At 72.0% G+C, this 18514-nt stretch carries 17 protein-coding genes and 1 riboswitch; of the genes, 14 read left to right on the forward strand and 3 right to left on the reverse strand.

The genetic code is table 11. From position 1 onward, the window contains the following. Nucleotides 1–7: 7 nt before the first annotated feature. The 9 genes from ACWH95_RS17385 to argH all read left to right on the forward strand — a co-directional run bounded on the left by ACWH95_RS17385 (nucleotide 8) and on the right by argH (nucleotide 11014). A complete protein-coding gene (locus tag ACWH95_RS17385) occupies nucleotides 8–997 on the forward strand; it encodes an NAD-dependent epimerase/dehydratase family protein (protein WP_454121083.1) in 990 nt (329 codons plus the stop codon). A gap of 7 nt (nucleotides 998–1004) precedes the next feature. Then, a riboswitch (TPP riboswitch) is annotated at nucleotides 1005–1098 on the forward strand. Then, nucleotides 1089–1937, forward strand: a complete 849-nt coding sequence (gene thiM, locus ACWH95_RS17390) for a hydroxyethylthiazole kinase (RefSeq protein WP_206253203.1) — start codon at nucleotides 1089–1091, stop codon at nucleotides 1935–1937. It overlaps the preceding riboswitch by 10 nt. Continuing rightward, nucleotides 1934–4084, forward strand: a complete 2151-nt coding sequence (locus ACWH95_RS17395) for a bifunctional hydroxymethylpyrimidine kinase/phosphomethylpyrimidine kinase (protein ID WP_454121084.1) — start codon at nucleotides 1934–1936, stop codon at nucleotides 4082–4084. The genes thiM and ACWH95_RS17395 overlap by 4 nt, the downstream gene beginning before the upstream one ends. 239 nt (nucleotides 4085–4323) lie before the next feature. Then, a complete protein-coding gene (argC, locus tag ACWH95_RS17400) occupies nucleotides 4324–5388 on the forward strand; it encodes an N-acetyl-gamma-glutamyl-phosphate reductase (RefSeq protein WP_454121085.1) in 1065 nt (354 codons plus the stop codon). Continuing rightward, nucleotides 5385–6542 carry a bifunctional glutamate N-acetyltransferase/amino-acid acetyltransferase ArgJ gene (gene argJ, locus ACWH95_RS17405; RefSeq protein WP_454121086.1) on the forward strand — a complete coding sequence of 386 codons (1158 nt, stop codon included), beginning with the start codon at nucleotides 5385–5387 and terminating at the stop codon, nucleotides 6540–6542. Before argC ends, argJ begins: the two co-directional genes overlap by 4 nt. Beyond that, complete coding sequence (argB, locus tag ACWH95_RS17410; RefSeq protein WP_136034258.1) at nucleotides 6539–7456, forward strand: acetylglutamate kinase; 918 nt, start codon at nucleotides 6539–6541, stop codon at nucleotides 7454–7456. Before argJ ends, argB begins: the two co-directional genes overlap by 4 nt. Continuing rightward, a complete protein-coding gene (locus ACWH95_RS17415; protein WP_454121087.1) occupies nucleotides 7453–8658 on the forward strand; it encodes an acetylornithine transaminase in 1206 nt (401 codons plus the stop codon). Before argB ends, ACWH95_RS17415 begins: the two co-directional genes overlap by 4 nt. Further along, a complete protein-coding gene (argF, locus tag ACWH95_RS17420) occupies nucleotides 8655–9584 on the forward strand; it encodes an ornithine carbamoyltransferase (RefSeq protein ID WP_136035884.1) in 930 nt (309 codons plus the stop codon). Before ACWH95_RS17415 ends, argF begins: the two co-directional genes overlap by 4 nt. Next, nucleotides 9584–11014 carry an argininosuccinate lyase gene (argH, locus tag ACWH95_RS17425; RefSeq protein WP_454121088.1) on the forward strand — a complete coding sequence of 477 codons (1431 nt, stop codon included), beginning with the start codon at nucleotides 9584–9586 and terminating at the stop codon, nucleotides 11012–11014. Before argF ends, argH begins: the two co-directional genes overlap by 1 nt. Before the next feature lie 60 nt (nucleotides 11015–11074). Here the strand turns inward: argH and ACWH95_RS17430 are convergent, their stop codons facing one another. Next, nucleotides 11075–11653, reverse strand: coding sequence for a DUF1349 domain-containing protein (locus ACWH95_RS17430; protein ID WP_454121089.1), 579 nt, complete (start codon nucleotides 11651–11653; stop codon nucleotides 11075–11077). A gap of 68 nt (nucleotides 11654–11721) precedes the next feature. Here ACWH95_RS17430 and ACWH95_RS17435 point away from each other — a divergent pair, with 68 nt between their 5' ends. Beyond that, entirely contained in the window at nucleotides 11722–12366 is a 645-nt protein-coding gene (locus tag ACWH95_RS17435; protein ID WP_454121090.1) for a SatD family protein, read from the forward strand. After that, the gene (locus ACWH95_RS17440) at nucleotides 12363–13166 is read left to right on the forward strand and encodes a hypothetical protein (protein ID WP_136034245.1); all 804 of its coding nucleotides are present in this window, start codon (nucleotides 12363–12365) and stop codon (nucleotides 13164–13166) included. Before ACWH95_RS17435 ends, ACWH95_RS17440 begins: the two co-directional genes overlap by 4 nt. Nucleotide 13167: 1 nt before the next feature. On the opposite strand, the gene ACWH95_RS17445 is transcribed toward ACWH95_RS17440, so the two are convergent. Then, the gene (locus ACWH95_RS17445; protein ID WP_136034243.1) at nucleotides 13168–13530 is read right to left on the reverse strand and encodes a MerR family transcriptional regulator; all 363 of its coding nucleotides are present in this window, start codon (nucleotides 13528–13530) and stop codon (nucleotides 13168–13170) included. 53 nt (nucleotides 13531–13583) lie between these two features. Here ACWH95_RS17445 and ACWH95_RS17450 point away from each other — a divergent pair, with 53 nt between their 5' ends. Genes ACWH95_RS17450 through ACWH95_RS17460 form a run of 3 tightly spaced genes read left to right on the forward strand, consistent with a single transcriptional unit; the run spans nucleotide 13584 to nucleotide 16690 of the window. Further along, a complete protein-coding gene (locus ACWH95_RS17450) occupies nucleotides 13584–14537 on the forward strand; it encodes an aldo/keto reductase (RefSeq protein WP_454121091.1) in 954 nt (317 codons plus the stop codon). Between the two features lie 38 nt (nucleotides 14538–14575). After that, on the forward strand, nucleotides 14576–15877 hold the full coding sequence (gene tyrS / locus ACWH95_RS17455) for a tyrosine--tRNA ligase (RefSeq protein ID WP_205812629.1): 1302 nt from the start codon (nucleotides 14576–14578) through the stop codon (nucleotides 15875–15877). A gap of 12 nt (nucleotides 15878–15889) precedes the next feature. Further along, nucleotides 15890–16690, forward strand: a complete 801-nt coding sequence (locus ACWH95_RS17460) for a DUF4184 family protein (protein WP_136036546.1) — start codon at nucleotides 15890–15892, stop codon at nucleotides 16688–16690. A 40-nt stretch (nucleotides 16691–16730) separates the two neighbouring features. Here ACWH95_RS17460 and ACWH95_RS17465 read toward each other — a convergent pair whose 3' ends face one another. Next, the gene (locus tag ACWH95_RS17465) at nucleotides 16731–18086 is read right to left on the reverse strand and encodes a CoA transferase (protein WP_454121092.1); all 1356 of its coding nucleotides are present in this window, start codon (nucleotides 18084–18086) and stop codon (nucleotides 16731–16733) included. Nucleotides 18087–18514 lie beyond the last annotated feature (428 nt).

An 18514-nucleotide genomic window follows, 5' to 3' on the forward strand; every position in this document is an offset into this window, starting at 1 on the left:
TGGGCACATGACGGATGTGCTGATCCTGGGCGGGACGGGCTGGCTCTCGGGGCGGATCGCCCACGGCTGGCTGGAGGCGGGCGCGGACGTGACCTGCCTCGCGCGCGGGGGGCGTGCCGCTCCCGACGGGGCGGCGCTGATCGTCGCCGACCGGGACGCAGCGGACGCCTATGCGGAGGTCGCCCGCCGCGAGTGGGATCACGTCGTGGACGTCTCCTCACGGGCGGCGCACGTCGCGGGGGCCGTCGCGGCCCTGGGCGATCGTGCGGCGCAGTGGACGTACGTGTCGTCGATGTCGGTGTACGCCGATGACATGACCGCGGGCGCCGACGAGTCCGCGCCGCGTCACGCGCCGGCGTGCGTCGGCCAGGGGGAGGACGACTACGCGGCCCAGAAGGTCGCGGCGGAAGACGCCGTCGCGGCCCTCGGCGCACGCGCGCTCGTCGCGCGTCCCGGGCTGATCGTGGGCGACGGAGACCCCAGGGATCGCTTCGGCTACTGGGCCGCCGCCTTTCTCCGCGCGGCCGACGGTCCGGTGCTCCTGCCGCCCCTCGACGGGAAGACCGCGCAGGTGATCGATGTGGACGATCTGGCGGCGTTCCTCGTGACGGCGTCTCCCGGTTCTCCCGTGAATGCGATCGGCGACGCGCGTCCGCTCGGGGAGGTGCTGGACGCCGTGCGTCGTGCCGCGGGTCACGAGGGGGCGACGGTGATCGCCGACGCGGATCGGCTGGTGGCCCGGGGCGTGGAGTACTGGATGGGCCCGCATTCGCTCCCGCTCTGGTTGCCCGAGGAGATGACCGGATTCATGACGCGGTCGAACGTCGCCTATCGGGCGCGCGGCGGGGCGCTGCGTCCGCTGGCCGACACGATCGCGCGCGTGATCGACGACGAGCGCGCACGCGGCGTCCACCGGGAACGGAGGGCGGGGCTGACCCGCGCCGAGGAGCTGCGGGTCCTCGCGGCCGTCACGGAGGGACCCGCCGGGGCTCGCTAGACTGCGAGGCAGTGACACGGGGTGCCGCATCCGCGGCTGAGATCACACCCGTCGAACCTGATCTAGTTCGTACTAGCGAAGGGATGTCGCGATGAGCGATCTTCTGCGTCCTGTTTCCACCCCCGACCTCGCCGCCTCGGCGGGAAGACTGCGGGAGGCGCTGCGGCAGTCGCCTCCGTTGACGCACTGCGTCACCAACGCGGTCGTCACGGGCTTCACCGCCAACGTGCTGCTCGCCCTGGGCGCCGCGCCCGCGATGGTCGACATCGTCGGCGAGGCCGAGATGTTCGCCGGTGTGGCCTCCGGTCTGCTGATCAACCTGGGCACGCCGACGCCCGAGCAGCGCGCCGCGAGCGTGGAGGCCGTGACGGGAGCCGCGGCGTCCGGCACCCCGTGGGTGCTCGACCCGGTCGCGATCGGCGTGCTGCCGGTGCGCACGACCCTCGCGCATGAGCTCGCGGCGCGGCGTCCGACCGCGATCCGCGGCAATGCGTCCGAGATCCTCGCCCTGGCAGGCCACACGGCCGGCGGTCGCGGCGTCGACGCGACCGACGGCACCGAGGCCGCTGCCGGGGCGGCGCAGGAGCTCGCCCGCACCACGGGAGCCGTGGTGGCCGTGTCCGGGCCCGTCGACCTGATCACCGACGGCGATCGCGTCGTGCGCATCGCCAACGGCCACGAACTGCTCACGCGCGTGACGGGTGGCGGCTGCGCTCTGGGCGCCGTGATGGCGGCCTTCCTCGGAACCGCTCGGCAGACGGGAGACGATGCGTTCACGGCGGTCGCCGCGGCGACCCTCGTCTACACCGTGGCGGCCGAGCGCGCCGCCCCGGTCGCCGCAGGGCCCGGCACTTTCGCTGTCGCGCTGCTGGACGCGCTCGACGCCGTGACCGCGGATGACGTCGCCGCGGGCGCCCGCGTGTCGGAGGAGACCCGATGAGTGCCGACTTCTCGCTGTATCTCGTCACCGATCCCGGGCTGTGCGGGAAGCGCGGTGTGGTCGAGACCGTGCGCCGCGCGGTCGACGGCGGCGCACGCATCGTGCAGCTGCGCGACAAGAACGCCGCGCACGAGGAGACCGTCGAGCAGCTGATCGCGCTCTCCGCCGTGATCGACGGGCGGGCGCTGCTGGTGGTCAACGATCGTCTGGACGCCGCTGTCGAGGCGCGGGCGCGCGGCGCGCGGGTCGACGGCGTGCATCTCGGCCAGGCCGATGCGTCGGTGCGGCGTGCGCGAGAGCTGCTCGGTCCGGACGCGCTCATCGGACTCACCGCGAACACCCGTGAACACCTCGATGCCGTGCGCGCACTGCCGCAGGGCACCGTCGATTACCTCGGTGTCGGGGTGATCGGCCCCACGAGCACCAAACCGGACCACCCGGAGCCGCTGGGCGTCGAGGGGTTCGCGGCCTTCGCGGCCGAGAGCCCGCTCCCGTGCGTCGCGATCGGCGGGGTCGGCATCGATGACACCGAGGCGCTCCAGGCCGCAGGCGCGGCGGGGCTCGCCGTGGTCTCCGCGCTCTGCGCCGCCGCGGACCCCGGGGAGACGGCCTCCGCGTTCCGTCGTCGTTGGCGGGCGGGGGTCGTGCCGCGTGTGCTCAGCATCGCCGGCAGCGACCCGTCGGGCGGCGCCGGCATCCAGGCCGACCTGAAGGCGATCGCCGCGAACGGCGGATACGGGATGGCGGCGCTCACCGCCCTCACGGCGCAGAACACGCGGGGAGTGCGGGCGGTCCACGTTCCTCCGGCGGATTTCCTCCGCGCGCAGCTGGACGCCGTGTCCGACGACATCGTCATCGACGCCGTGAAGATCGGGATGCTCGCCGACGCCGAGGTCATCCGCACGGTGGCCGACTGGCTCGATGTGCAGCGTCCCCCGGTGGTGGTGCTCGACCCGGTCATGGTGGCGACATCGGGCGACCCTCTGCTCGCCCCCGACGCGGAGCGTGAACTGCGGGGGCTGCTGACGCGCGCCACGGTGGTCACGCCGAACCTCGCCGAGCTCGCCGTGCTGGTCGGTCGCCCCGTCACCGACTGGCCGGACGCGCTCGCCGCTGCTGAGGAGCTGTCGGCCGACATCGGCGCCGCGGTGCTCGTGAAGGGCGGGCATCTCACGGGTGACGAGGCGCCGGATGCGCTGGTGGACGCGGACCGCGGCCTGCGGGACGAGTTCCCCGGGGAGCGCATCCCCACCACCAACACGCACGGCACCGGCTGTTCCCTGTCGTCGGCGCTCGCCACCCTGCTCGCCCGCGGTCTCACGCCGTCCGACGCGGTGCGTGCCGCGCGCGCCTGGCTGCGAGAGTCGCTGCGGGCGGGGGGTGCGCTCGCCGTGGGGCAGGGACATGGGCCCGTCCATCATTTCGCTGGAATGTGGGACCGCGGCGACCTGGAAACCCGGCAGACGGCGGAGGAGATCGCCGGCGACTGGTGGCAGGACATCTCCGACGTGCGCGACGGGATCGACGCGCTGCCCTTCCTCCGCGGTCTCGCCGACGGCACACTCGCGCGCGAGCCGTTCCTGTTCTACCTCGCGCAGGATGCGCTGTACCTGCGCGAGTACGCGAGGGTGCTCGCGGCCGCGGCGCGGACTGCCCCCACCTCGGCGGAGCAGGCGTTCTGGGCGCACGCGGCGCACGGATCGATCGTGGGGGAGCTGGAGCTGCACGCGTCGTGGCTCACGCCCGAGCGCGGGGTGAGCGCGGAGACGTTCGCGGCGGAACCCGCGCCCGCGACCACCGCGTACCTCGACCATCTGCGGTCGGTCGCGTTCGGCGGCGATCATGCCGAGCTCGTCGCCGCCGTGCTGCCGTGCTTCTGGCTGTACACCGATCTGGGCAGGCGGCTGCACGCGGGAGACTTCGGCGCGGAGGCCCGTGATCCCGATCACCCCTATGCCTCGTGGCTGTCGACCTACGCCGATCCGGCGTTCGAGGAGGCGACGGCGCAGGCCATCGCTTTCGCGACCGCGGCGGCATCGCGGTCTGACGCCTCCGGACGGGAGCGCATGCGGCGCGCGTTCCGCACGTCGAGCGCACACGAGCTGGCGTTCTTCGCCGCGCCGCTGGAGGCCGCAGCCGTCGGATGACGGTGGGGATTTGCGGTGGCGACGACGGCCGCGCTACTGTCGCGACATGCCTTCGGCCGCCACCGCTCCTTCGACGCTCGCTCCGAGCGTCATCGCTGTGCGCCGACGCCGCGGCCGCCGACTCTAGGCGACTCCGCCCTCCTGCCTGCGCGTGCGCGGCGGTCGAGTGCCGGTGTCGCCGCCTTCGGCCCCGCCCCCGGTCCCGAAATCGTCGAGGACCCGACCGTTAAGGTAGAAGCATGACGTACTCCGTCGCCGTCTCCGGCGCATCGGGCTATGCAGGCGGCGAGATCCTCCGCCTCCTGGCCGCCCACCCCGACATCGAGATCCGCACCGTCACCGCGCACTCGAACGCCGGTCAACCGCTCGTCGACCACCAGCCGCACCTCCGCTCGCTCGCGCATCTCACGCTCCAGGACACGACTCCCGAGATCCTGGCGGGTCACGACATCGTGTTCCTCGCCCTCCCGCACGGCCAGTCGGGGCAGTACACCGACGCGCTCGGCGACGTCCCGCTGGTGATCGACGCGGGCGCCGACCACCGGCTCACCTCGTCGGCCGCCTGGGACGCCTTCTACGGCGGCGCGTTCCATGAGCCGTGGGCGTACGGCGTTCCCGAGCTGCCGGTCGCGGGCGGACGGCAGCGCGACGCGTTGCGCGGCGCGACGCGCATCGCGGCTCCCGGATGCAACGCCTCCACGGTCAGCCTGAGCCTCGCACCGGGTGTCGCCGCCGGAGTGATCGACCCGTCCGACATCGTGTCGGTCCTCGCCGTCGGCCCGTCCGGAGCGGGCAAGAGCCTCAAGCCGAACCTGCTCGCCAGCGAGATCCTCGGCTCGGCCAACCCCTACGCGGTCGGCGGCACTCACCGGCACATCCCGGAGATCCGGCAGGCGCTCGCTGCGGCCCGTCCGGCCGACGCCGACGCCTCGGGCGCCGACATCCGCCTCTCGTTCACGCCGGTGCTCGTCCCGATGTCGCGGGGCATCCTCGCCACCTCCACCGCGCCGATCGTCGAGGGCGCGACCGACGCGGAGATCCGCGCGGCCTGGGAGAGCGCGTACGGCGAGGAGACCTTCGTGCAGCTGCTGCCCGAGGGCAGCTTCCCCCGCACCGCCGATGTCCTGGGCGCCAACACCGCCCTGATCGGCCTGGCGATCGACCGCGCCGCCAACCGGGTCACCGTCGTCACCGCCGTCGACAACCTCGTCAAGGGCACGGCCGGTGCCGCCATCCAGTCCATGAACATCGCGCTGGGGCTCCCCGAGGCCCGTGCCCTCTCGATCAACGGAGTCGCCCCGTGAGCGTTACCGCACCCGCAGGATTCGAAGCAGCCGGGGTCGCCGTCGGCCTCAAGTCCACCGGCAAGCCCGACGTCGCCGTGGTCGTGAACCGGGGCCCGCGCAAGGTCGGAGCCGCGGTGTTCACCAGCAACCGCGCCAAGGCGAACCCCATCATCTGGTCGCAGCAGGCCGTGGCCGACCGGGTCGTCGAGGCGGTGGTGCTCAACTCGGGCGGGGCGAACTGCTTCACCGGCAGCTTCGGCTTCCAGACCACGCATCAGACCGCCGAGAAGGCCGCCGAGCTGCTGGGCATCAGCGCGGGCGACGTGCTCGTCTGCTCGACGGGCCTGATCGGCACGGGCGACGAGGCGTTCCGCGCCAAGGTGCTCGAAGGGACGGCGCAGGCCATCGCCGAGCTCAGCGCCGACGGGGGAGAGAGCGCCGCACACGCCATCATGACCACCGACACGGTCGCGAAGACCGCTGTCGTGTCGCGCGACGGCTGGACGATCGGCGGCATGGCGAAGGGCGCGGGCATGCTCGCCCCGGGCCTGGCGACCATGCTCGTGGTGCTCACGACCGACGCGGTGCTGGAGCCGCTGCAGGCCGATGAGGCGCTGCGCCGTGCGACGGGACAGACCTTCGACCGGCTCGACTCGGACGGGTGCATGTCGACCAACGACCAGGTCACGCTGCTGGCCAACGGGGCCTCCGAGGTCGTGCCGGACCTCGACGACTTCGCCGAGGCGCTCACGGCGCTCTGCCAGGAGCTCGCGGTGAAGCTGCAGGGTGATGCGGAGGGGGCGAGCCACGACATCACGATCGAGGTGCGTCACGCCGTCACCGAGCAGGAGGCCGTCGAGGTGGGCCGTTCGGTCGCGCGCAACAACCTCTTCAAGGCCGCGATCTTCGGCAACGACCCCAACTGGGGTCGGGTGCTCGCGGCGATCGGCACCACGAACGCGCAGTTCGACCCGTACGACGTGGACGTGTGGATGAACGGGGTGCGGGTGTGCGCGGCGGGCGGCCCCGACCGTCCGCGCGAGGAGGTCGACCTCACACCGCGCGCCACCCACCTGCTGATCGACCTCAAGGTCGGCGAGGCCACCGCGACGGTGCTCACGAACGACCTGACCCACGACTACGTGCACGAGAACAGCGCCTACGCCTCATGACCGACATCCAGGACACCACGCCCGACGTCGCCGCGCAGAAGGCGACCACGCTGATCGAGTCGCTGCCGTGGCTGAAGACCTTCCGCGACCAGATCGTCGTGGTCAAGTACGGCGGCAACGCCATGGTCTCGGACGAGCTGCAGGAGGCCTTCGCGCAGGACATCGCCTACCTCCGCTACGTCGGCGTGCAGCCCGTGGTCGTGCACGGCGGCGGCCCGCAGATCTCGAACATGCTGAACCGGCTCGAGATCCCGAGCGAGTTCAAGGGCGGTTACCGGGTCACCAACACCGAGGCGATCAGTGTCGTGCGCATGGTGCTCACCGGGCAGGTGAACCCGCAGCTCGTGGCGAAGATCAACTCGCACGGGCCGATCGCCACGGGGCTCAGCGGAGAGGACGCCGGTCTGTTCGGCGGGCGTCGCCGCGGCGTGGTCGTCGACGGCGAGGAGATCGACCTCGGCCGGGTCGGCGACGTGGTGCAGGTCGACCCCACCGCGGTGCTCGACCACCTCGCGGCCGGTCGCATCCCGGTCATCTCGAGCATCGCGCCCGACCTCGACCACCCCGGCCAGTCGCTGAACGTGAACGCGGATGCGGCCGCCGCGGCACTCGCCGTGGCGCTCGGGGCGCGCAAGCTGGTGATCCTCACCGACGTGCCGGGGTTGTACGCCGACTGGCCCAACCGCGACTCGCTCGTGTCGCACCTCACCTCGGATGCGCTGATCGAGATGCTGCCGCGCCTGGAGTCGGGCATGATCCCGAAGATGCGGGCGTGCCTGGACGCGGTCGAGGGCGGCGTGGACGCCGCGGCGATCATCGACGGACGGGTACCGCACTCGGTGCTCGTCGAACTGTTCACCAGCAAGGGAATCGGGACCGAAGTGGTCCTGGGAGAGAAAGGGGCGACGGCATGACCGTCTGGCAGGACGACGCGGCACGTGATCTCGTGCTCAACGCGGGGGAGCGGCTGGCGCTGCTGACCCGTGGAGAGGGCTCGTACCTGTGGGATGCCGACGGCCGACGCTACCTCGACTTCCTCGCCGGCATCGCCGTGACCTCGCTCGGTCACGCGCACCCGGTCTTCGTCGACGCGGTCGCCACGCAGGCGGCCACGCTCGCGCACGTCTCGAACTACTTCGCGACGCCGCCGCAGCTCGCGCTCGCCGCACGGCTCAAGCGTCTCGCGGGTGCCGGCATCGACGGGCGCGTGTTCTTCTCCAACTCGGGGGCCGAGGCCAACGAGGCCGCGTTCAAGCTCGCGCGCCTGCACGGTGGAGCGGAGCGCCCGCGCATCCTCGCGCTGGAGAACGGGTTCCACGGTCGCACCATGGGGTCCCTCGCGCTGACGGCGAAGGAGTCGATGCGCGCGCCGTTCGCGCCGATGCCGGGCGGGGTGGAGCACATCCCGGCCACCGTCGAGGCGTTGGAGGCCGCGATGGACGACCGGGTCGCGGCCGTCATCGTCGAGCCCATCCAGGGCGAGGCCGGTGTCGTCGAGCTGCCCGAGGGCTACCTCGCGGCGGCGCGCTCGCTCACGCTCGCGCACGGGGCTCTGCTGATCGTCGACGAGATCCAGACCGGTGCCGGCCGCACGGGCGAGTGGTTCGGCTTCAGTCACGACGGCGTCACGCCCGACGCGATCACGCTCGCCAAGGGCATCGGCGGCGGGTTCCCGATCGGGGCCCTGGTCACGTACGGTGCCGCGAGCGCCCTGTTCACTCCCGGATCCCACGGCTCCACGTTCGGTGGCAACCCGCTCGCGACCGCCGTGGCCGACGCGGTGCTGGCCGAGATCGAACGCGCGGATCTGGTCGGCAATGCGGCCCGCCGTGGCGCCGAGCTGCGCGAGATCATCCTGGGCATCGACTCGCCGCTCCTCGCGGGTGTCCGCGGCCGTGGCCTCCTCGTCGGCGTCGCGCTCACCGAGCCGGTCGCCGGAGCCGTGGTCGCGGCAGCCCAGGAGCGCGGTCTGATCGTGAACGCCGCGAACCCCGAGACCGTGCGCATCGCGCCCGCCCTCACGATCGGCGACGCCGAGCTGGCCGAGTTCCGCGAGCTGTTCGCGGCGAGCCTCGCCGACGTCCACTCCTCCGCCCCCGGAAAGGTACCCGCATGACCCGCCACCTGCTGCGCGACGACGACCTCACGCCCGCCGAGCAGGCGGAGATCCTTGACCTCGCCCTCGAGCTCAAGAAGGACCGCTGGGCCGACAAGAGCCTCGCGGGCCCGCAGACCGTCGCCGTGATCTTCGACAAGTCGTCCACCCGCACCCGGGTGTCGTTCGCGGTGGGCATCGCGGATCTGGGCGGCAGCCCGCTGATCATCTCGACCGCGAGCAGCCAGCTGGGCGGCAAGGAGACGCCGTCCGACACCGCACGGGTGCTGGAGCGCCAGGTCGCCGCGATCGTGTGGCGCACGTACGCGCAGGCGGGACTCGAGGAGATGGCGGAGGGCACCCGCGTTCCGGTCATCAACGCCCTGTCCGACGACTTCCACCCCTGTCAGCTCCTCGCCGACCTGCTGACCATCCGCGAGCACAAGGGCGACCTGAAGGGACTGACCCTGACGTTCTTCGGCGACGGGCAGAGCAACATGGCCCACTCCTACGCGCTCGCCGGGGTCACGGCGGGCATGCACGTGCGGATCGCCTCGCCCGAGGACTACGCGCCGCGCGCCGATGTGATCGAGGCCGCCGACCGCCGTGCGGCGGAGACCGGCGGCTCCATCACCCTGTTCACCGACCCGGTCGAGGCGGCGGCGGGTGCCGACGTCGTGGTGACCGACACCTGGGTGTCGATGGGCAAGGAAGAGGAGAAGATCGCGCGCATCCGCGATCTGGGCGGTTACAAGGTGACGCCGGAGACCATGCAGCTCGCCGACGACGAGGCGATCTTCATCCACTGCCTGCCCGCTGATCGTGGCTACGAGGTGGACTCGTCGGTGATCGACGGGCCGCAGAGCGTGGTGTGGGACGAGGCGGAGAACCGCCTGCACGCGCAGAAGGCGCTGCTGGTGTGGCTGCTCGGCAAGAAGGACGCGTGATGACCGGACAGACGCACGAGGGCACGAACGAGGGCGCGCTGTGGGGCGCCCGCTTCGCCACGGGCCCCTCGCCCGAGCTGGTGGAGCTCAGCCGCTCGACCCACTTCGACTGGATCCTGGCGCCGTACGACATCGCGGGTTCGCACGCGCACGCCACGGCGCTCGCCGCGGCCGGGTATCTGGAGCCGGACGAGGCCCAGCGCATGCACGACGGGCTGGACGCGGTGACTCGCAGGGTCGCCGACGGCACGCTGCTGCCCGTCCCGACCGATGAGGACGTGCACGGTGCGCTGGAGCAGGCGCTGATCGCGGAGCTCGGGCCGGAACTGGGCGGTCGGCTGCGCGCCGGACGCAGCCGGAACGACCAGATCGCCACCCTCGTCCGGATGTACCTGATCGATCACGCCCGGGTGATCGCGCGCGACCTGCTGCGGGTGATCGATGCCCTGGTGGCGCAGGCCGAGGCCCACCCGGAGGCGATCCTTCCCGGCCGCACGCACCTGCAGCACGCTCAGCCCGTGCTCCTCGCGCACCACCTCCAGGCGCACGCGTGGCCGCTCGTGCGCGAGCTGGAGCGCCTGGTCGATTGGCGTCGTCGTGCGGGCGTCTCGCCCTACGGCGGGGGAGCGCTCGCCGGCTCGACGCTGGGGCTGGACCCGGCTCTCGTCGCGACCGAGCTGGGCCTCGATCGCCCGGCCGAGAACTCGCTCGACGGCACGGCCGCGCGCGATGTGGTGGCCGAGTTCGCGTTCATCGCGGCGATGACGGGCGTGGATCTGTCGCGCCTGTCGGAGGAGATCATCCTCTGGAACACCCGCGAGTTCGGCTTCGTCACGCTCGACGACGGGTACTCGACGGGCTCGAGCATCATGCCGCAGAAGAAGAACCCCGACATCGCCGAGCTCGCGCGCGGGAAGTCGGGGCGACTGATCGGCAACCTGTCCGGTCTGCTGGCGACGCTCAAGGGCCTCCCGCTCGCGTACAACCGCGACCTGCAGGAGGACAAGGAGCCGGTGTTCGATTCGGTGCAGACCCTCGAGGTCGTGCTGCCGGCGTTCGCGGGGATGATCGCGACGCTGCGCTTCGACACGGAGCGGATGGCGGAGCTGGCGCCGCAGGGCTTCTCCCTGGCGACCGACGTGGCGGAGTGGCTCGTGAAGCAGCGGGTGCCGTTCCGCGATGCGCACGAGATCTCCGGCGCGCTGGTGCGCGCGTGCGAAGAGCAGGGGATCGGTCTGGAGGAGGCGTCGGACGAGCTGCTGCGGTCGGTGTCCGAGCACCTGGTTCCCGCGGTGCGGGAGGTGCTGACGATCGAGGGGTCCGTGGCGTCCCGGTCGGGCGTGGGCGGGACCGCGCCGGTGCGCGTGGCCGAGCAGCGCGCCGAGCTGGTGGCCAGGGCCCAGGCGGCGGCGCACGCTCTCGGGCTGTGAGCGGAGGGGGCCGCGGTCGTCCGCGGCCCGCTCCCGTCTCGGCGGTCTCGACCCGCGCGGCTAGTGCAGGTCGGCGTCTGCGGCGGTCCGCTCCCAGCGTGTGAAGCGGACGGTGAGCCCGGCGCGCGTGGGTGCGGCGAGGAACGGTCCGGCCGCGGCGGGGGCCTCGCCGTCGAAGGGCGCGACCCGCACGAGACGCCAGGGTCCGCCGTCGGCGGCGGCGCGGACGATCAGCGCGTCGCGCCAGCGGCTGACGCGGACGGTGATCTCGCTGTCCCGCCAGTCGTCGACGTGTCCGACCGACCAGTCGGAGACCACGGCGGTGACGACGGCGCCGAGCCCGAGGTGGCCGTCGGCGTGTTCGACGCCCGCCTTGACCCAGTGCTCGTCGTCGGCGCGCACGAAGAGGCCGGCCTGGTCGAACTGTCCTTCCCAGGGGGCGCGGAACGACACCTCCATCGCCTCGCCGACGGCCAGGGGAGCGAGGAGTGCGTGCTCGGTGTCGTGCACGAAGCCGTACGCGGTGTGCCGCCAGGCGTCGCTGCCCTCGGCGGCGGTCACGTCGAGGTGCGCTCCGCTGTTCGCGACGTCGTCTGGCGCATGGGTCCAGGTTCCTGCACTCCAGGGCATGATGCTCATATCAGGCATATCTCCGATCTATAACCAAAAGATGCATAAACTCAGCTTATTCGTGCTACGGTTATGCCATGGTCATCGCCGTGATCGCCGACATCGTGGGCTCCCGCGAGCTCGACGACCGCAGTGCCGCCCAGCGGGCGCTCGACGACACCATCGCCGAGGTCGAGTCCGACCGACCTCTCGCACTGCAGCCGCTCACGCCCACGGTAGGGGACGAGCAGCAGGCCGTCTATCGAGAGCTGACCGATGCGCTCACCTCGCTCCTGATGATCCAGCTGCGGCTGCCGGACGACCTCGCCTTCCGCTTCGGGATCGGCGTGGGGGAGGTGCGCGCGGTCGATTCGGTCCACGGTGAGCTCGCGGACGGGCCGGGATGGTATGCCGCGCGCGCCGCGATCGAGACCGTCCATGCCCGCGAACAGCGCGCCGTGCCGCGGACGCGCACCTGGATTGTCGGTGCCCCGGGTCAGGATGAGGTCATGCCCGCCGTGATCGCCGCCGCCAACGCCTACGTCCTCGTCCGCGACGAGCTCGTCGGCGCCATGACCGCGCGCGAGCGACGCCTCACCTACGGTCGGCTGATCGGCCGGTCGCAGCAGGAGCTGGCGGCACAGGAGAGCATCACGCAGCCCAGCGTCTCCAAGTCCCTGCGCAGTGCGGGGGCGGCGGCGCTCATCGAGGGACTGGCGGCGTTGCGAGGGGAGGGCGCATGATCCTCGCCGGCTTCCTGCTCCTCGCCATCGGCGCGGCCGATCTGGTGCGTCAGTTCGTGCCCCGTCGCTGGCTCGGATACGTGGTCGCCGCCGCGGTCATCGTGCTGCTCGGCATCGGAGGGGAGGCGCTCCTCTGGGCCGTCCTGGGCCTCGCCGGAGGTGCCCTCTGGGTGTGGAGCATGCCGGACGGCCGACCCTCCCGCGCCGGCTTCTGGCCCGCGGTCGCCGTGGCCGCCCTCAGCATCGGCGCGGTCGTGTGGGTGGGTGCGCGCGACGAGACCGGGCTCATCGGCGAGCTCTGGACGCTGCGGTCGCCCTTCGGCGAGGTGTCGTTCGACCTCGCCGTGCTCGCGCTCGGAGCCGGGGTCTTCCTGCTGGAGTCGTCGAACCTCGTGGTGCGGGCGGCCCTCGACGGCGAGCACACCTGGCGGCCGGCCGACCCCGCCCCGATCGCGGTCGCCCCGGAGCCGTCGTCGCCCGAGACTGCCGAACCCGCCGCGGCGCGTGCGGCGCATGCCCCGGTGGAGGCGGTCCTGCCGGCGACCGATCCGCGCAACGGCTTCAAGGGCGGTCGGCTCATCGGACCGCTCGAGCGCGTGCTGGTGATGATCCTCACCCTCGCGGCCGCCTATCCCGTGCTGGCGGCCATGCTCGCGGCCAAGGGCATCGTCCGGTTCCCCGAGATCTCCCGCGACGGCGAGACCGGCGCCAGGGCCGAGTACTTCCTGGTCGGCAGTCTCGTCAGCTGGGTCATCGGGCTCGGTGCCGCGTTCCTGGTGTGGTGGGCCGCGCACACCTGAGTCAGGCCAGCTGCCTCCGGTACCAGGTCAGCTTCTCCTGGAGGCGGTGCTGCTGCGCGAGGACCTCCGCGAGCTGCCGCTCCACGGTCTCGGCGTGTTCCTCCAGGAGGGCGATCCGCTCGGGGATCGTGTCGTCGTCGCGGCACAGCTGTCCGTACCGCCGGAGACGCTCCACGGGCATCCCGGTCTCGCGCAGGCACTTGAGGAACTCGAGCAGCCCGAGCTCCGCATCGGTGTACACCCGGTGGCCTCCGGCCGTGCGCGGCACCGCGGGCAGGATGCCCTCGCGTTCGTAGTACCGCAGGGTGTCGATGCTGAAGCCGGAGCGGGCGGCGGTCTCGGCCGGCGTGTAGGTCGTGGTCATGCCGTGATCCTAGGGCTTGACCTGGAGTGCGCTCCAGGTTGCATGCTTCCTGCATGACCGCTTCTCCGCATCGCGCATCCCCGATCGTTCTCGGTGCCATGTCCTTCGGCACCCTCATCGATGAGGACACCGCCTTCGCCCTGCTCGACCGCTTCGTCGAACGCGGCGGCAGCTGGATCGACACCGCCGACTGCTACAGCTTCTGGGCCAGCGACACCGGGCACGGCGGGGCGTCCGAGGCGGTGATCGGTCGGTGGCTCGCCGCTCGCCCCGGTGTCCGCGAGCGCATCCGTCTGTCGACGAAGGTCGGTGCCGAACCGCTGTGGCCGGGCTCGTGGCCCGCGCACCGCACGGGCCTGTCGCCGCGGGCGATCGCGCAGGCTGTCGAGGGCAGTCTGTCGCGCCTGGGCGTCGACACCATCGATCTGCTCTGGCTGCACCAGGAGGATCGCGCCGTCCCCATCGAGCGGACGGTCGACGGCCTCGCGTCGCTCACCGGCAGCGGGACGGTCCGGCGCGTCGGCGCGTCCAATCATCCCGCCTGGCGCATCGAGCGGGCCCGCGCTCACGCGGCGGCGATCGGCAGCGCGCTGCTCGATGCGCTCCAGCTCAACGCGACCTATCTGCGCGCGCGCCCCGGCACGTTGCCGCCGGGGGTGGTGCACCCGTTCGGCGTGCTGAGCGACGAGCAGCGCGACTACGCCGCCGCGAACGGTCTGGAGACCTGGGCGTACACGCCCCTGCTGTCCGGGGCGTACGACAACGCGGCGAAGGCGATCCCCGAGGTCTACGACCACCCCGGCACCGCGCGGCGCCTCGCGGTCCTCGACCGGATCGCGCACGCGCACGACGCCCAGCGCGGGCAGATCGTGCTGGCATGGCTGCTCGCGCACGGCATCCGGCCGATCCTCGGGGGGAGCAAGATCGCGCAGCTCGACACCGCGCTGGACGCGGCCGAGCTCGCCCTCGCGCCCGAGGAGATCGCCGAGCTCGACGGTACGGTGTGAGGCGGGATGCCGCACCGCGCGCTGCTAGCCTGGAGCGCGTGTCAACTCCCGACCTGACGACCGCACCCCAGGCGATCGATCCCACGTTCGAGAACGTGTGGGACGAGATCGTGTGGCGTGGCCTGGTCCACGTGTCCACCGACCAGGAGGCGCTGCGCGCCCTGCTCGCGGGAGACCCCATCACGTATTACTGCGGGTTCGATCCGACCGCGCCGAGCCTGCACCTGGGTCACCTGGTGCAGCTGCTCCTGCTGCGTCGGCTCCAGCTCGCCGGGCACCGGCCGCTGGGTCTCGTCGGCGGCTCGACCGGGCTCATCGGCGATCCCCGTCCGACCGCGGAGCGCACGCTCAACACACGCGAGACGGTGGCCGAGTGGGTGGATCGGCTGCGGGGACAGGTGGAGCGCTACCTCAGCTTCGAGGGCGACAACGCGGCCCGCATGGTGAACAACCTCGACTGGACCGCGCCGCTGTCCGCCATCGACTTCCTGCGCGAGATCGGCAAGCACTACCGCGTGGGCACGATGCTGAAGAAGGACGCGGTCGCCGCGCGCCTCAACTCGGACGCGGGCATCAGCTACACCGAGTTCAGCTACCAGATCCTGCAGGGTCTCGACTTCCTGGAGCTCTACCGTCAGTACGACTGCCGTCTGCAGACGGGCGGGTCCGATCAGTGGGGCAACCTGACCAGCGGCACCGATCTGATCCACCGTGTCGAGGGTGTGTCCGTGCACGCGATCGGCACGCCCCTGATCACGAACAGCGACGGCACCAAGTTCGGCAAGAGCGAGGGCAACGCGATCTGGATCGATGCGGAGCTCACCAGCCCGTACGCGTTCTACCAGTTCTGGCTGTCGACGGCCGACGCCGATGTGATCGAGCGGCTCAAGGTGTTCACGTTCCTGACGAGGGCCGAGATCGAGGAGTACGCCGAGCTCGTCGCGACCGAGCCGTTCCGACGCGCCGCGCAGAAGCGTCTGGCGCTCGAGGTCGTGGCGACCGTGCACGGCATCGAGGCCACGGCGGCCGTGATCGCCGCGTCGGAGGCACTGTTCGGACAGGGCGACCTGACCGCGCTCGACCCGGCGACGCTGCGTTCCGCGCTCGATGAGCTGCCGCATGCGACCGTCGCGCCCGGGACGCCCGTGGTCGATGCGCTGGTCGCGACCGGGCTCGTGTCGAGTCTGTCGGAGGCGCGGCGGGCGATCGCACAGGGCGGAGTATCGCTCGACGGCGAGCGGGTGGCGGACGACACGGCGACCGTGCAGGGCACTCTCCCCGGTGGCGTCTCGGTGCTGCGCCGAGGCAAGAAGACCCTCGCCGGCGTGTTCCTGAGCTGACGCGGCCTCCGGATGCCGTTCACGCCGAGTCACGCGATCGTCGCGCTGCCGTTCGTGCGCACGCCCCTCGTGCCCGCGGCGATCGCGATCGGCGCGATGACGCCGGATCTCCCGCTGTTCCTGCGCGGCGTGGGTCTCGACTACTCGTTCACGCACACCGTGGCCAACGTGATCTGGACGGCGCTGCTGGCGTTCGTGCTCTTCCTGCTCTGGCGCGTGGTGCTGCGGCCGTCGGTCGGTGAGCTGGTGCCGCTGTGGGTCGCGCGTCGGCTGCCGCGCGAGTGGGACGACCGCGGCGCCGTGGCCGCGGGCCGTGCGGTGGGGGTCGGTCTCGGTCGCCCCTGGTATCCGCTGCTGCTCGCGGTGTCGCTCGTGCTCGGCGTGCTGTCGCACATCGCGTGGGACGCGTTCACGCACGAGGGGCGCTGGGGCGTCGCGCTGTTCCCGATGCTGGATGAGCAGTGGGGTCCGCTGCTCGGGTACAAATGGGTGCAGCACGGTTCGAGTGTGCTGGCGTTGCTCGGCCTCGGGCTGTGGGCCGCGCTGCGGCTGCGGCGTGCGGTGCCTCGCGACGCGGTCACCCGGTGGCTGCCCTCGCCGGTGCGGGTGACCTGGTGGCTCTCGCTGCCGGTGATCCTGGCGGCGGCGTGGGTGATCGGTCTCGCGGTGCTCGGTCCTTTCACGGCGGAGTTCACCGTCGCTCACCTGGCGTATCGCGTGCTGCCTCCGGCGTGCGCGGTGTGGGGTGCGCTCACTCTCGTGCTGTGTGCCGTGGTGGCTCTGCGCCGAGGAGACCCGGTCCGGTCGCGCTGACCGCGCGCGGCACCAGCGGCTGTCGTCACCAGCGCGGTGGTCACCAGCGCGGTGCGTCCGATCCCCACGGGTGCGGCGCCGTGAACGCCGTGCCGGGGATGACCGGTGCCGCGGTGACGAGGGACACCCCGTCGACGTCGAACCTCGCCTCGTGCGAGGCCGCGTCCGGATCCGGCGCAGCGACCGGGTCCGTGCGGCGCGGCATCCCGAGAAGTTCGGCGGCGACCCGGCGCAGCGAGGTGCGTGCGATCCAGGATCCGCCCTCGCGCGCACGCCGTCCGAGCAGCGTGGTCACCGCCGCGGCGAGCAGGTAGCCGCTGCTGTGGTCGAGCGCCTGTGCGGGCAGCGCTCCGGGCACGCCGTCGTCGCCCTCGATCACCGCGATTCCGCTCTCCGCCTGCACCAGGCTGTCGAAGCCCGCGCGCTCCGGCGCGTCGGCACCCCACGCGCTGAGCTCGGCCACGACGAGACCGGGGTACCTCTCGACGAGGGTGTCGGGAGACAGGCCGAGTCGTGCGAGCGACGCCGGACGGTACCCCAGGACGATCACGTCGGCGGTGGCGAGCAGAGCGGACATCGCCGGGTCACGGGCATCGAGGATCGTGCTGCGCTTCCCGTGACCGGTGTCGAGGTGCTGCCAGGGGAGCTCGGCGATGGCCGGGGGATCGATCCGCAGCACGTCGGCACCGAGCAGGGCGAGTGTGCGTGTGCAGACGGGGCCGGCGATCACGCGCGTGAGATCGAGCACGCGGATTCCGGCGAGGGGAGACAGAAGCCCGGACGTCGGACGACCGGAGGGCGCGGCATGGCCGACACGGGCGACCTCGATCAGAGGCATGGTGCGGAGACGGGCGTCGTGCTCCGGCTGCTCGGCCCGCACGGAGACCGCGAGTCCTCCGTGGTGCACGATCCGCCGGACGGCCTCGTCGCGGGGGAGCGCGGCGAGAGCTGCGGCGACGTCGGGGCGACCGGCGTCGGGCGCGAGCCCCAGGGCGGATCGGAGCCCGCGAGCGTGATGGGGGTAGTTGCCGTGCGTCCGGATCCACCCGTCGGCGGTGGGCCAGAACCCCGACAGGGGAGACCAGACGGGCGGGGGAGCATCGTCGACCGTGAGGAGGCGGTCGCTCCGGTATGCGGCGGCGACCCGGGCGACATCCAGGTCCGCGACCCTGCGCCCCGCCGCCAGCGTCGCGGCGGCCGTGCTCCCCAGCGCGAGTTCCCCGGCGGCGGTACGGGCAGGGAGAGGGACGTCGCCTAGACCGGTGAGGTCTGCGAGCGCGTCGTGCACGGCAGCGGGCTCTCCGCCGATCTCCGTCCAGACCCGGCGCAGCAGGGCGGCGCTCGGACGGGTCCTCGCGGGAGCGGCGGCACGGGGGGAGGGACGGTGGGGGCCCATGGCGCGATGCTACTCCGCGGCTTCCGAGCGGAAAAACCCGGCTGATCCGGGCTGATGTGGTCCTGTCGCGGTGCCGACACGCCCGGGGGTGGTGCCCCGATTTGCCAGAACCCCGGAACCCACGTAACTTATTACTTGTTCGCCCCACAGGGAAGCGGAGAAGCCCAGAGCTTCACCCCCCTCAAGCGGAGAACCACCTCCCACTCCTTCTCTCTTGAGAGATCAGGCGCGTGCGTCTAGGATAGGAGATCCACCCCTTCTGCGGCTGTCTCAGCTGCGCAGCGGATCCTCGATCCGCCCGGCGCGCTGATTTGACAAGCGAGTCGGGATGGCTAAGATAGAGAAGTTGCCCTGCGGGCCTGGTTGTGATGGCTGGGTCGTGGGAGCATCCGATCCTTGAGAACTCAACAGCGTGCACTTGTCAAATG

The sequence above is a fragment of the Microbacterium sp. NPDC055502 genome (assembly GCF_053643635.1).

Coding starts and splice junctions, on each gene's coding strand:
- ACWH95_RS17385 (WP_454121083.1), top strand. CDS start 8: ATGACGGATGTGCTGATCCTGGGCGGGACGGGCTGGCTCTCGGGGCGG.
- thiM (WP_206253203.1), top strand. CDS start 1,089: ATGAGCGATCTTCTGCGTCCTGTTTCCACCCCCGACCTCGCCGCCTCG.
- ACWH95_RS17395 (WP_454121084.1), top strand. CDS start 1,934: ATGAGTGCCGACTTCTCGCTGTATCTCGTCACCGATCCCGGGCTGTGC.
- argC (WP_454121085.1), top strand. CDS start 4,324: ATGACGTACTCCGTCGCCGTCTCCGGCGCATCGGGCTATGCAGGCGGC.
- argB (WP_136034258.1), top strand. CDS start 6,539: ATGACCGACATCCAGGACACCACGCCCGACGTCGCCGCGCAGAAGGCG.
- ACWH95_RS17415 (WP_454121087.1), top strand. CDS start 7,453: ATGACCGTCTGGCAGGACGACGCGGCACGTGATCTCGTGCTCAACGCG.
- argF (WP_136035884.1), top strand. CDS start 8,655: ATGACCCGCCACCTGCTGCGCGACGACGACCTCACGCCCGCCGAGCAG.
- argH (WP_454121088.1), top strand. CDS start 9,584: ATGACCGGACAGACGCACGAGGGCACGAACGAGGGCGCGCTGTGGGGC.
- ACWH95_RS17430 (WP_454121089.1), bottom strand. CDS start 11,653: ATGAGCATCATGCCCTGGAGTGCAGGAACCTGGACCCATGCGCCAGAC.
- ACWH95_RS17435 (WP_454121090.1), top strand. CDS start 11,722: ATGGTCATCGCCGTGATCGCCGACATCGTGGGCTCCCGCGAGCTCGAC.
- ACWH95_RS17440 (WP_136034245.1), top strand. CDS start 12,363: ATGATCCTCGCCGGCTTCCTGCTCCTCGCCATCGGCGCGGCCGATCTG.
- ACWH95_RS17445 (WP_136034243.1), bottom strand. CDS start 13,530: ATGACCACGACCTACACGCCGGCCGAGACCGCCGCCCGCTCCGGCTTC.
- ACWH95_RS17450 (WP_454121091.1), top strand. CDS start 13,584: ATGACCGCTTCTCCGCATCGCGCATCCCCGATCGTTCTCGGTGCCATG.
- ACWH95_RS17460 (WP_136036546.1), top strand. CDS start 15,890: ATGCCGTTCACGCCGAGTCACGCGATCGTCGCGCTGCCGTTCGTGCGC.
- ACWH95_RS17465 (WP_454121092.1), bottom strand. CDS start 18,086: ATGGGCCCCCACCGTCCCTCCCCCCGTGCCGCCGCTCCCGCGAGGACC.